This is a genomic window from Streptomyces carpinensis (assembly GCF_002154505.1).
GTDB lineage: Bacteria > Actinomycetota > Actinomycetes > Streptomycetales > Streptomycetaceae > Streptomyces > Streptomyces carpinensis.
On record NZ_MUBM01000395.1, the window covers coordinates 1 to 12,596 of the forward strand.

Consider the following 12,596-nt stretch of genomic DNA (forward strand, 5'->3'; position numbering starts at 1 on the left):
TCGGCCCCCTGTCCGGATGGTTGCCAGCTCGGGGTTCCCACTGCTCCAGAGCGGGCGCGCGCTTCAACTGGTGCTGCCAAGTTGCGCGATCGGCGTGCACCTCGCGCTCGTAACCCGCCCTTCGCCACGCGCTTGGCGGTCGCCCGCTCCTGCCGGGCGCGCTCGGCGACCGCCTGGCCATCCGCCTTCGCAGGGACACGGGTGTAAGGAGACCCGTGTGCTGCAGGTCCCGACCCTGGAGGATCTCGACCCACGCTGCTCAGGTCGCCCGGGGCGTACGTCACCGTACATACCTGTCTGAGGAACGGCAGACGCCGTGAGATGCTCGGCGGCCGACCGCGCGGGAGGCTGTGGATAACGCCGTCCCGGGTCGCGGACTGCCAGCCCGACCCTTAGACCAGACGTATGACTCCAGCGTGATCGGCCGCCTGATGTTCCCCCCGGGCGCCCGTCGCCGGGCGATCGGGGGGAACAGGCCTTGGCTTCACACGCGCAGAGATGCACCTCCTGGAATCAGCGGGGGGACGGAGGTAGTCCCGGCGCGCACCCCGGCAGAACCCCGGTCCACCGATGCGGGCGAGGACGAAGCCATCCGGCAGATCGTCGAACGGCTGGAGATCACCTACGCGGACCAGTACTCACGGGAGCGGATCAGAGCAGAAGTGACCGCTGCATACGATCCCTTCCGAGACGCGCGTGGCCGGTCCGGGCACGACATCCCGAGTCCCGCAAGACCACCTCCTGGATCATGCGCCTTCCTCCTGTGGGTTCAGGCGGGGAGTCGACCGGCTCCACCAGCCATCCATGGCCGTGTCGTTCACGGGACTTTGGGGGTGAGGTGTGGGAGGAAGCGAGGGGTGACCGCCGCTGCGAGGGTGGCGGTGGTGGCGCAGGCGGTGACCGTGGTCCATGCGACGGGGCCGAGGGGAGTGCAGCCGAAGAAGTGGCTGAGGCCAGGAGTCTGGACGATGGTGATCAGGATGGCTGCGGAGAGCGCTGCGGTGGCCAGCACGAGGGGACTGTGCCAGTCGGCGATGAGGGTCTGGCCGAGCTGGGTGGTGATGAGGGCGGCCAAGCCCATGGTGCTGGCGCGGCGTGGCAGCCCGGTGAGGCGCCCGGTCTGCCAGGCGCTGAATGCACCGAGTGTGGTGGCGGCGCCACGGATGACGAGGAGGCGTGCGAGATCGGGCCCCATGAGCGCGGGCATCGGTCCGGCGGCGAAGGGGGCGCCTCCGGACCTGGGGGTGCGGGCGGGAGCGAGTGCGACGGCGAGGGCGGGCAGCATGTCGGTCAGGAGGTTGACCAGGAGTAGTTGGCGGGTGCCGAGCGGGGCGCGGCCGGACAGGGCGGTGCCGAGCACGGTGAAGGCCACTTCACCGGCGTTGCCACCGAGGAGGATCGCGACCGCATCACGGACGCTGTGCCACAGGGTGTGGCCCTCGTGGACGGCGTCGAGGATGCGGGTGGGATCGGGGTCGGTGAGGACGAGGTCGGCCGCGGCACGGGCGGAGGCGGAGCCGTGGGCGGCCAGGCCGATGCCGACGTCGGCCAGGCGGATGGCGGCGGCATCGTTGATCCCATCGCCGGTCATCGCGACGACGTGCCCGGTCTGTTGCAGGGCCTGGACGATGCGGACCTTGTGCTCGGGGGAGACGCGGGCGAAGACCGAGGTCCTGTCGATCTCCTGGATGCGTTCCGGTTCGGGCAGGGCGTCGAGGTGGGCCCCGGTCAGTACGGTGTCGGTTTGTGGGATGCCCAGGTCGCAGGCGATGGCCGCAGCGGTGGCGGGATGATCACCAGTGATCATGATGACCCGCACACCCGCGTCGGTGAGGCGCTTGACAGTGTCGGCCGCACCGGGCCGGGGAGTGTCGGCGATCGCCAAGAAGCCCAGCAGGGTCAGTTCACCGACCAGTTCGGCCAGGTGGTCGGCGGGCTGAGTCGCGGTGGCAGGCGCGCCCTGGGCGACGGCCAGGACCCTCAGTCCGTCGCCCGCGAGGTGGCGTACGAGGCGGTGCGCGGCCTGCAGCCGGGTCCGTTCGAGGGGGACGATGCTCTCGTGTCCGTCCTTCCCGGTGGCCCCGACCGTGGTGGTGCAGTGAGCGAGGACGGTCTCGGGAGCGCCTTTGACGGCGAGGCAGGGCCGTCCTGCGTCGGTGCCCAGGGACGCGGAGTAGCCGCGGCTGGCTTCGAACGGGAGCTCGGCGCCGGGTTGCCAGGCGTGGTCCGGAGGGCACTGGGCGGTTGCGGCGTCGACGACGGACTGATCGGTGGCGTGGGCGAGAGGCCGTCCGTCGGTAGGTCGCGGACAGGCCCGTGCGGCGGTGCGTAGGAGGCGTTGCCCGGCGGGGCTGTCGACGAGGACGTCGTGGTCGAGTGTGGCCAGGCGGGTGACGGTCAGGCGGCCTTCGGTGAGGGTGCCGGTCTTGTCGAAACAGACCACGTCGACGCGGCCGAGGGCTTCCAGGACGCGGGCGGAGCGGGTCAGGACGCCGTGACGGGACAGGCGGCGGGCGGCGGCGGACTGGGCCATGGTGGCGACCAGCGGCAGGCCCTCGGGAACGGCGGCGACCGCGACGGCCACTCCGGACGCCAGGGCCTCGCGCACCGGCATGCCCCGCATCAGTCCCAGGAGGGTGACCGCGGCGCCGCCGATGCCGACGGCGGGCAGCGCCGTCCTGGTCAGGGCGGCCAGATGGCCTTCGATGCCGGGCGGGGTGGCTGCATGGCCGGCCAGATCGGCGGCGCGCCCGGCCTCTGACTGCGCTCCTGTGGCTACGACCACCGCGTAGCCGCTGCCGGCCAGCACCGTGCAGCCTTCGTAGACCATGCAGGACCGTTCGGCCAGCTCCGCCCCGGGGGTGGCCGCCGGGTCCTTGGCGACGGGCGCGGGCTCGCCGGTCAGGGCCGCCTCGTCGATCTCCAGGCGGTCGCTGACCAGCAGCCGGGCGTCCGCGGGAACGACGTCCGAGGGGCCCAGTGCGATCACGTCCCCGATCCGCAGTTCCCGCGCGGGGAGGCTGTGCACCGCGGCCGTGTCCAGTCCTGCGAAGAACCGCACCCGGTCCGACAGCGGCGTGGCCTCCAGCCCTTCCACGACGGCAGGGGGTGTCCACACCACCCGCCGAGCACGGATGTTCTGGGTGAGCACAAGACCGGCCAGGGCGCGCTCGGCTCGCAGCCGCTGTGCGCCGCTCACGACGGCGTTGCCGGCCATCACTCCTCCCACCAGCACTGCATCGATGCTCGACCCCACAGCCGCGGAAGCGGTCGCGCCCAGCGCCAGCACCGGGGTGAGAGGGTCCCGGAGTTCTTCGCGCACCGCGCTCAGCAGCTGCCCCGCCCACCGGGTCAGCGGAGCCAGACCGGTGGCAACGGCCGCGGCGTGTCCGGCATCGCCAAGGAGACGGACGGTCCCCGTGGCTGGTTCAGCCGCGGGCGGTCCGGCCGTTGCCTCGTCGAGGGCCGTCAGGATGCGGAGGGTCTCGCGGGCCCCGAGGGCGTGCCAGACGCCGCGAATACGGGCCGGGGGCAGGGGGCGACAGGCCAGGCGGCGGGCGGCCCTGATGCCGCCGAACTGGGCAAGGAAGGCCGCCCCGTACACCGGGGATGTCGTCAGGCCACCCACCGCCTGGCGGGTACCCACCGCCGCGATCAGAGCTCCCAGGGCGGACCCGCCCATCGACAGGTGCGCCGATTTGCTGCTGACCTGGCGGGCGTCGTCCAGCGCGGACGTGATCCGCCAGACCTGCGCCATCCCGCCGCTGCAGATCAGGTCCGCCGACCACACTCCCGGCGCCCCGACAGAGTCGGTTCCGGGTCCGGGCAGTACGGCGACGCCGATGTCGGCGGCGGCCAGCGCACGGTCCTCGGCCGTGCTGATCAGCAAGACGACCTGCCCGTCCTGCTGCAGGCGCCGTACCTGCTCGTCCAGAGGCGTGGACAACGGCAGGGTCTGGTCGGCCCACGGGAGCAGTTCGGCAGCGGAGACGTGCTCGGTGAGGAGCAGGCGGCGGCGGCCGGAACGGGCCGCGGTCACGACGGCGTCGGCCAGCGGGTCGAGGTCGCAGCCCACCAGGACCCGGCCCGCGTACCGGCCGTCCGGGGCGCGCAGGTCCAGCGGGAGCCCCGAGGGGGCGGCCGGCCGGGCCTGAGGCGCGTCGGCGGTGCGTTCCAGCCGCCAGCCCCGAACGTCGTTCCACGGGCCGGGGCCGCACAGTCGACGCGGCGAGAGGTCTGCCAGCAACGTCTGCGTGGCGGCCCATACAGCGGCCTCGTCGAGGCCGCCCGTGGCAGTCACCGACAGCAGTCTCGGGTGAGTCGTGCACAGGACCGCCGAGTCGATCACCACGGCAGAGACCCTGTCCAGCAGCCGCAGGACCGCCCCGTTCATCGGGACCACACCGTCCCGGGCCAGGTCCCGGCCCCACTGCGCGCAGAACGCCTCCCGCCCCATGCCTGCGGCCTTCGGCACGGTGGCCAGGATCGCCTGCGCGGCGGCCTCGGGGCTGCGGGCCCAGGCCCACACGCCTGCCGCGCCCAGTAGAGAGGCCAGCGAGGTCTGCTCTCCGCATTTCTCCACCGGCCCGGCCGGCAACGGCACCGGTCGGGGCTGTCGCTCTCGGGCGTGCCGCGGCAGACCTTCCCCCGCCACACCGACCAGCTCCCTCTCCAGCCGGTGCCAGGCGGTCTGCCGGGCGCGGATCTCCGCCAGCTGCCACACGCGCTGAACTCCGTCCAGGACCAGCGGTGCGACACCCGCCGTCGCGGCGTGCGCGCACGCGTGGCCCACCGCGAGCACCATCTCGGCGTGCACCCGACCCAGGCGGTCTTCCAGCATCCTGCGCAGCCGCGGCTGGGTCTCGGCCATGACCACGGGCAACCGCAGCACCGGAGAGAACACGGGAAGTGGCGTCACCTGGCGAGCTGCGGCCATCAGCAGGCCCAAAGAGTCCGCGACCAGCGACGTCCCGGCCAGCACGGCCGGGACGGTGTCGAACGGTGGATGCGGACGGTTGCCCGCGAACGGCTCCCCACCACAGCCGTGCGCCTCCTCCACGCTCTCCACCAACTCCAGTAGCCCGTCCACGTCCAGGCGGTCCTCTTCGGCACCGACAACCACCTGCCCCAGTGCCGCATTCACTTCCGCCCAGGTCACGCCCTGAACCCGCCGCAGCGCACCGGTCACCTCGCGAGCCAGCCGCTCATGCCGCTCCCCGCGCCCGTTCAGTCCGCGTACCTCGATGTGGGCCCGGCCCGGCCGGGCCCACACCCGCCGGTGCCCGCGGTCCTCACCCGCGTCCAGCAGCACACTCACCGCTTCGGCAAGTCCGGCCGGCACACCCGCGACCACACCCCCCATCGCGCGCCGCCCCCTCTGCGCCGTATCGACCAACGCGGCCCGCGCCTGTCCCGCAGCCGACGCGGCCGTACGCACGGGCGCGGTGAGCGCCGCCGGCATAGGCCGGAGAACCACGCCCAGCCAGGGAAGAGGAAGCCCGCTCCACGGTGGCACCAACAACTCGCTCTCACTCGTCCAGCAACAGCACCGCACTCGCCAGGGCACATTCCGCGCGTACATGTCCAAAACCGCCACAGCGCTGCAGCACCAGAAACCAACATCACAAAACCCGACAACGGCTGCAAAGCAGACGCAGCCGCCTGGACGCGCCGGCACCCCGCCAGGCGAACCGCACGGTCCCCACGACACTGAACGAGACCGTGCGCCACCGCCACCTGACTACCAATCCGCGGATACCGGTGAAACCTGCTCATACTGGAGTCAGCCATGTGTCCTCCGGGACGCTGGCCATGGACCCTGTCGGCCGATGGTGGAGGCCATGTGAGCTGGCCAGTGCTCTCCTCGTCCGTACGCTCCCGGTTCATGCCGTCCAGCCCAGCGCTGTTCGGACCAGTCCGTTCTGCCGCCGAGTGGCTGAGCGGCGTACCGGCGGCGCTGCCGGTGGTCGGGTCCCTGCTGCGGTCCCCTGCGCCCCGGCTTTGGCGGACGCCCGGCGGCGTGCAGATCGATGTCCGTCGCCTGGGGCAGCCCGGGACGGCCGGCGCGGCACGCGAGGTGGAGACCACGCTGCGAGGGATGCCGGGGGTGTACCGCGCCGAGGTGAACGGCACGCTGGGCTGCGTGTACGTCGGTTGCGAGCCGGAGGCCGATCTGGAGCGCGTCGTCGCCTTGGTCTCCGCGGCGGACGCCGCCGCGCGCGAGGCGGGAACCGACGGCGAGGGTGAGCCGGGTGCCGGTGCGCGGCGGGTGCGGCGCCCGGTCGGTTTCCCCGGTGCGGCGGGACAGGTGATCGAGGCGGCTGTTCACCTCGGTGCGGGCCTGGCGGCGGTCGGGGTGGCGTCGGTCGGCAACGCGCTGCGGCTGCGCGGCCTTCATCCCGTGGTGATCTCAGCGGTGGAGCTCGTCCAGGCTACGCCGCGGCTGCGCGAGGGGATCGCCGGCCGGCTCGGCGAGGAGGCCGCGGAGCGGGCCTGGGTCGCGGCGAACCTGCTTCTGACGACGCTGACGTTCCGGCCGGTCGGCGCTGCGGCGACCGCTGTGCTGGCCGGTGCCCGGTACGCGGAGGTGCAGGCCCGTCGCAGGGTCTGGGGGAACTGGTCGCGCAGGCTGGCCGTGCACGAGGGAGCGTACCGTCACCTTGCGGTGCCGGCGCAGGAGCGGCCCGCCCCGCTGCCACCCGCGGCGAGCGAGCGGTACGCCAATGTGGCGGTGCCGGTGTCCCTCGCTGCCTACGGGCTCACTGGGGTCGGCACGCTCAGCCATGACAAGGCGCTGGCGCTGCTGACCGCCGGGACACCGAGAGGCCCCCGGTTCGGCCGGGAGTCGTTCGCCTGCTCGGTGGCGCGGGTGGTCTCCGACCGGGGCGCGCTGGTGCTGCGACCGGAAGCATTGCGCCGCCTCGACCGGATCGACACAGTCGTCCTCGACGCCCGGGTGCTGGCAACCGGCGGGTGGACGATCGAGAGCCTGGTGCGCCTGGCGCCGTCCGGCGGGCGGCCGGGCGAGGGGAAGGCCGAACCGAACGGCGAACGTCGCCCCTACGGCGCCGAGGACGGCCCGGATGACGACGAGATCCACGCACGGATCCTTGAGCTGATCGAGCCGGGCGGCCCTCCGGGGTGGTGGCCCCGGCACGGCGCCGGCCCCGCGCGGCCGCCGCAGCGGGCAGGCTGGACGCTGCGGCCGTACACCGGTGCGGACACCGTCCCGGGCGGCGTCGTGGTGTCCGAGGAGACGGCCGCGCAGGCGGCGCGCTGGGCCGAGGAGGGGGCGCACGTCCTGCTCGTCCTGCGGGACGGCATGCCGGTCGCCGTGGCCGGCCTGGTCCCCCAACTGCATGCGCTGGCCCACCACGTGGTGCGCGCGGCGCATGAGTGCGGCCATGTGCGGCTGGTGGGCGGCCCGTCCGGTCTACACCTGCGGCTCGGGCTCCCCAAGGCGGCTCCCACCGGCCACCGCCGCACGGCCGCGCTGGTCCGCGCCCTTCAGGCGCAGGGCCACGGTGTGGCCGTGGTGTCGGCACGGACCCGGCGCGCCCTCGTGCGTGCGGACCTGGGGATCGGAGTGCTGGCCGGTCCGCGACATGTGCCGTGGGAGGCCCATGTCGCCGCCCCGCCCGATGCCGTCCATCTGTTGCTGACCGCCCTGCCTGAGGCCCGGCGGGTCAGCGTGCTGTGCACCCGCGTGGAAAGCGTCGGCGCTCTCGCGGGCTCGGCCCTCGCCCTTCTCGTTCCCCGCCCGGGGGCCTGGGCGCGGGCCCGCCTGGTGACCGACGCGGTGAGCATCGCCGGGCTCGCGGCGGGTTTCTGGGCGGGCTGGCGGCTGAGCGGCCGCCCGGCTCCGGCGGCGATCGAGCGCACGCCATGGCACGCCATGACGGTGCGTCAGGTCATGTCGCGGCTCGGCACCTCCTCCCGAGGGCTGGACGAGGTCGAGGCCGCGCGGCGCCGGCAGTTCGAGGGCCGGGACCGGCACGACGGTGCCGTCACGCTGATCGGCAGGTTCGCGGAGGAGATGGCCAATCCGCTCACGCCCGTCCTGGCGATCGGCAGCGGCATCGCGGCGGCGCTCGGCTCTGTTCTGGACGCCGTGCTCATCGGCGGGGTCCTGGGAGTGGACGCGCTGGTTGGCGGGGTGCAGCGGCAGAAGGCCGACCAGGCGGCCGAGCGGCTGGTCGAGGCGACCTCGGTGTGGGTGCGGGTGCGCCGCGCGGACCGGGCCGAGGCCGTCGAGGCGGCTGCTGAGCACCTGGTGCGCGGTGATGTGATCGAGCTGCAGGCCGGTGACGCGGTGCCGGCCGACTGCCGGGTGGTGCAGGCGCAGGGTGTGGAGGCCGACGAGTCCAGCCTCACCGGAGAGTCGCTGCCGGTCGCGAAGACCGCCGCGCCGTGTGCGGCCCGGGCTGTAGCGGACCGGACCTCCATGCTCTACCAGGGGACGACGGTGGCGGCTGGTCGCGCGCTCGCCGTGGTGGTCGCCACAGGGACCGCCACCGAGGCGGGCGGCGCGGCGCAGGCGACCCCTCTGGAAGGCCCGCCGGACAGCGGTGTGGAGCGACGGCTGAAGGGCCTCGGCCGGTGGTTCCTGCCGCTGTCCATCGCGGCGGGCGCCGCCCTCTTCGCCGTCGACCTGCTGCGCAGGCGGCCTCTGGGCGCCGCCCTGGGGTCCGCGGTCAGCCTGTGCGTCGCCGCCGTGCCCGAGGGGCTGCCCTTCGTGGCCACGGTCGCGGAGCTGGGCGCGGCCCGCCGGCTGTCCACCCGAAACACCCTCGTACGCAGCGCCTCCACCATCGAGGCACTCGGCCGCACCGATGTGCTGTGCTTCGACAAGACCGGCACGCTCACCGAGGGCAGGATCAGCCTCCAGCATGTTTCCGACGGGCTGGAGCGTCGGCCACCCGACCGGCTCACCCCGGCGCTGCGCCGGGTCCTCGCCACGGCGGCCCTGGCGGGTCCGTCAGGCCCCGCCGCGACGCTCGCCCACCCCACTGACCGTGCCATCGCGGCCGGGGCCGAGTCGCTCGGTGCCGCCCCCGCCCGGGCCGCCGGGCTCCCCTCGGCCACCTGGGACCGGGTGACTGAGCTGCCGTTCGAGCCTGGTCGCGGCTTCCACGCCGTGCTGGGGCGCTCCGGCGACCGGGCGAGGATCGTCGTCAAAGGCGCACCCGAGGTCGTACTGGCCCGCTGCGACCGGATCCGCAGGGGCGCCGCCAGCGCGCCCTTCCGCGACGGGCGGAAGGAGGAGATCGAGGCGGAGGTCGACCGGCTGGCCCAGCGGGGCCTGCGGGTCCTCGCGGTCGCCGAGTACGTCCTGCCTCCGGGCGCGCCGGAGGACGACGCCGCGCTCGCCGATCTTGCGGAAGTCAGCGACGAGCTCGACGGGTTGTGCCTGCTGGGCCTTCTGGGACTTGCCGACCCAGTACGGGCCGCGGCGGCCGAGAGCGTCAACCGGCTCGCCGCGGCCGGGGTGCGGATCGTCATGGTCACCGGGGACCATCCCAGCACCGCCGCCGCGATCGCCAATGAACTGCAGCCGAAGGAGGAACCGCGGCTGATGACCGGGGAGGAGCTGGACTCCCTCGACGATGCCGCGCTCGTGCAGACCCTGCCGCACATCACGGTGTTCGCCCGGGTGACTCCGACGCACAAGGTCCGCATCGTCACCGCGCTGCGCTCGGCCGGCCGGATCGTCGCTGTCACCGGCGATGGCGCCAACGACGCGCCCGCCATCCGGATCGCCGACGTCGGTATCGCACTCGGCTCCCGGGCGACTCCGGCGGCCCGCTCCGCCGCCGACGTGGTGGTCACCGACGACCGCATCGAGACCATCGTCGACGCCATCGTCGAGGGCCGGGCCATGTGGGCCTCGGTGCGCAAGGCGCTGGGCATCCTGCTCGGCGGCAATCTCGGGGAGATCGTCTTCACTCTGGCGACCAGTCTGCTCACCGGGCGCAGTGCGCTGAATGCCCGCCAGCTCCTTCTGGTCAACCTGCTCACGGACATGTTGCCCGCCATGACCATCGCCGCCCGGCCGCCGGCCGACCAGCCGGGGAAACTGCTTGCAGAGGGGCCCGAGGCTTCGCTCGGCGCGGCCCTCACGCGCCACATCCGGCTGCGTGCCGCCGTCACCACGGCGGCGGCCGCCGTGGCCTGGGTGGTCGCACGGGCGACCGGCACCCGGGGGCGCGCCGACACAGTCGCCCTGGTCGCCCTCGTCACATCCCAGTTGCTCCAGACGCTGCAGGACGCGGGCCGCGACCCGGTGGTCGCTGCGGCGGCGGTGGGGTCTCTGGTGGTGCTGGGCGTGGTGGTGACGGTGCCAGGGCTCAGCCACTTCTTCGGCAGCCGGCCCCTGGGCCCCGCGGGCTGGACGATCGCGCTGACGTCGGCGGCGGGATCCGTGGTGCTGCCTACCGTGGTGACCGGCGTCACCCGTCGGCCGGGGCGGGTCGGGGAGCGTGCCACTCCGGAAAGGGAAAGTTCACCTGAGGGTGATGTGGTTGCCGCCTTCCGGAAGCCGTGGAACCGGACAAAGGAGGGGTCCCCAGCGCAATCCTGATGAAAGACGGCCAGCCATGCCGCACGTCCTCACCACGATTCTGACCCAGGTGGCGATCGCCCTGCTCGAGGCCGCCCTGCTCCGCCTGTCCATCCAGCTCTGGAAGGCGTTCACCGCCGGCGGGGAGTCGGCGACCGCTCACGCCTGATCGGCCATTCGCATCTGGTCCTTCTCATCCGTCCATCTCGTTTATTGACCTCCAAGGATGGAACGTGGCCGAAGGGAGACCACGCAAGCTCCCCACCACGGGAGGACGAGATGACCTCGCCACAGATGCGGCCAGAACCTCAGCGAGAAACACCACCGACGCCGGGTGAGACACCCCGGACGGACGCGGCCGGTACGTCGACGGCACAGATGCCCCCCACGGCAGAACCGGCGCAGCAGGCCCCCGAAGCGGCTACGGAGCGCCGACAGGAGCAGGCGCAGGGGCAGGCGGGCCCGATGGCCAAGGTGGTGCACCTGCACACCGCGCACCCCCGGATTCCAATCCCTTACGTGACTCCGGGCGAGATGTTCCAGGGAGCCCGAGCCCGTGGGGCCTCCTCGCGGATCCCCTCACTCCGCAAGCTGACCTGCTACGGACTCCTGGGCGGCATGGCCGTGGCCGGAGCCCTGGAGTGGCCGATCGCCATCGCCGTCGGCGCCGCCACCGAAGTGATCACCCGCGAGCAGGCGGCACGGAAGCGAGCCGAGCACGCGGAGGAGCAGCGTCGGCAGCCCGGCACCGAGCCTTCCGCCCGGACGGAGGCCGCCCAGCCCGGACAAGCAGCGATGGCCTGACTGACGCATTCACGCCGTGCACGCCGGTGGTCCCGACGCCGTGCCCACGCAAGGCGCACTCCTCGGGAGGCGTCCCGGTTATGCCCCGACCACTGCCGGGTCACGTACTTGAACTCGACGGCCGTACGGCCCGCCAGCCCCAGGTACTCCGACGTGTCGCTCCCACACACCGGTACCTCTAGCCTCCCCTTTCAGTTGGCCGCGGTTGGAAACGGGTTGATCGTGTCGGAGGCTTCCTGCTGACCGCAGGCGTTCGCGAGGCATGCCAAGGGGCCCGACGCGGTCGGGTTCTCCAAGAGGTCCTCGGGTCGTGGACGGGCAGGGACAGTCGTGCCGGTTCAGGTCGCGGGTCGGGGCAGGGCCTGCAGCCAGGCGAAGGCGGTCGCGACGTGGTGGCGCCAGGACCAGGTGGCGGCGATGCGCAGGTGCAGGCGTCGGGCGCCGCCGATGATGCGAGCGGCGGCGTTCAGCAGCCGATAGCGGAGCTTCTTCGGCTCGACGCTGGCCAACTCGCCGCCGAGTAGGAGGGCTTGAGTCCAGGCGAGCAGGTCGATGGCGGCCAGGGACAGCTCCAGCCAGGCGATGTTGATCGGGAAATGGCGAGACGGGAAGCGGCCGAATCCGGTGGCCTTGCCGCAGCGGATGCGGTCCTCGACGCGGGCGCGGCCGCCAAGTCGAACAGGGACAGTTGGGCGCCGGGGTGGGGGCGCTCACGGCGGACCAGGATCCGGGTGCCGTCGGGCAGGCCGGGCAGGCCGGTCAGCTCGGCGACCTCGGCAACCGCCACGCAGGGAGCCGTCCTGCTCGAGAGCGGGATGCCACACCTGCTCCGGCAGGTGGCGGATCGCTTGGCGGACCGGTTCAGTGGTGGACCAGCCGACGGAGAAGCAGGCGCGGATCCCGCGCGAGCGCAGGTCGCGGATGTGGGCCAGGAAGCCTTCACAGATCCGGTGCTGTCGGTGCGGATGAGGATGTCGGTGCAGTAGCGGTGGGCGTCGGAGATCTGCCTTACCAGAACCGGTCATGCCGCCCGCGCGAATCGATGAGGTAGCACCGGGTATGGGGTGGGAAAAGGCGGTAGCCCAACGCCGCCGAAGAGGGTGTGCCGTGTCGCCCGAGGTGCGGACCCATGAATGGTCGCTGACCTCCCCTGCTCTCGCGGAGCAGCTGATCGAGGCGGTTTCGCATGTCCGGGTCCGCGATCTGGACACGTTGCGTCGGCACTTCCCCGGTC

Annotated in this window: 4 protein-coding genes and 2 pseudogenes; 4 read left to right on the forward strand and 2 right to left on the reverse strand. The window is 72.9% G+C overall.

What is annotated here, in order from left to right:
* Positions 1-431 precede the first annotated feature (431 nt).
* A pseudogene (locus BZY54_RS55705) lies at positions 432-686 on the forward strand (three-helix bundle dimerization domain-containing protein); the annotation flags it as partial.
* A gap of 131 nt (positions 687-817) precedes the next feature.
* Here the strand turns inward: BZY54_RS55705 and BZY54_RS40170 are convergent.
* A complete protein-coding gene (locus BZY54_RS40170; protein ID WP_244217570.1) occupies positions 818-5,362 on the reverse strand; it encodes a cation-translocating P-type ATPase in 4,545 nt (1,514 codons plus the stop codon).
* Positions 5,363-5,884: 522 nt separating this feature from the next.
* On the opposite strand from BZY54_RS40170, the gene BZY54_RS40175 reads away from it, so the two are divergent.
* The 3 genes from BZY54_RS40175 (at position 5,885) to BZY54_RS40180 (ending at position 11,362) form a co-directional block, all read left to right on the forward strand.
* On the forward strand, positions 5,885-10,579 hold the full coding sequence (locus tag BZY54_RS40175) for a cation-translocating P-type ATPase (RefSeq protein WP_167414151.1): 4,695 nt from the start codon (positions 5,885-5,887) through the stop codon (positions 10,577-10,579).
* Positions 10,580-10,595: 16 nt separating this feature from the next.
* On the forward strand, positions 10,596-10,727 hold the full coding sequence (locus BZY54_RS54890) for a hypothetical protein (RefSeq protein WP_279634751.1): 132 nt from the start codon (positions 10,596-10,598) through the stop codon (positions 10,725-10,727).
* A 209-nt stretch (positions 10,728-10,936) separates the two neighbouring features.
* Complete coding sequence (locus BZY54_RS40180; protein WP_143668237.1) at positions 10,937-11,362, forward strand: hypothetical protein; 426 nt, start codon at positions 10,937-10,939, stop codon at positions 11,360-11,362.
* Between the two features lie 338 nt (positions 11,363-11,700).
* On the opposite strand, the pseudogene BZY54_RS52510 reads toward BZY54_RS40180, so the two are convergent.
* Positions 11,701-12,368, reverse strand: a pseudogene (locus BZY54_RS52510) (transposase); the annotation flags it as partial.
* Positions 12,369-12,596: the final 228 nt, after the last annotated feature.

Excerpts from the sequence above, each read along its gene's own strand:
- BZY54_RS40170 (WP_244217570.1), bottom strand. The coding sequence starts at position 5,362 with ATGGGGGGTGTGGTCGCGGGTGTGCCGGCCGGACTTGCCGAAGCGGTG.
- BZY54_RS40175 (WP_167414151.1), top strand. The coding sequence starts at position 5,885 with ATGCCGTCCAGCCCAGCGCTGTTCGGACCAGTCCGTTCTGCCGCCGAG.
- BZY54_RS54890 (WP_279634751.1), top strand. The coding sequence starts at position 10,596 with ATGCCGCACGTCCTCACCACGATTCTGACCCAGGTGGCGATCGCCCTG.
- BZY54_RS40180 (WP_143668237.1), top strand. The coding sequence starts at position 10,937 with ATGCCCCCCACGGCAGAACCGGCGCAGCAGGCCCCCGAAGCGGCTACG.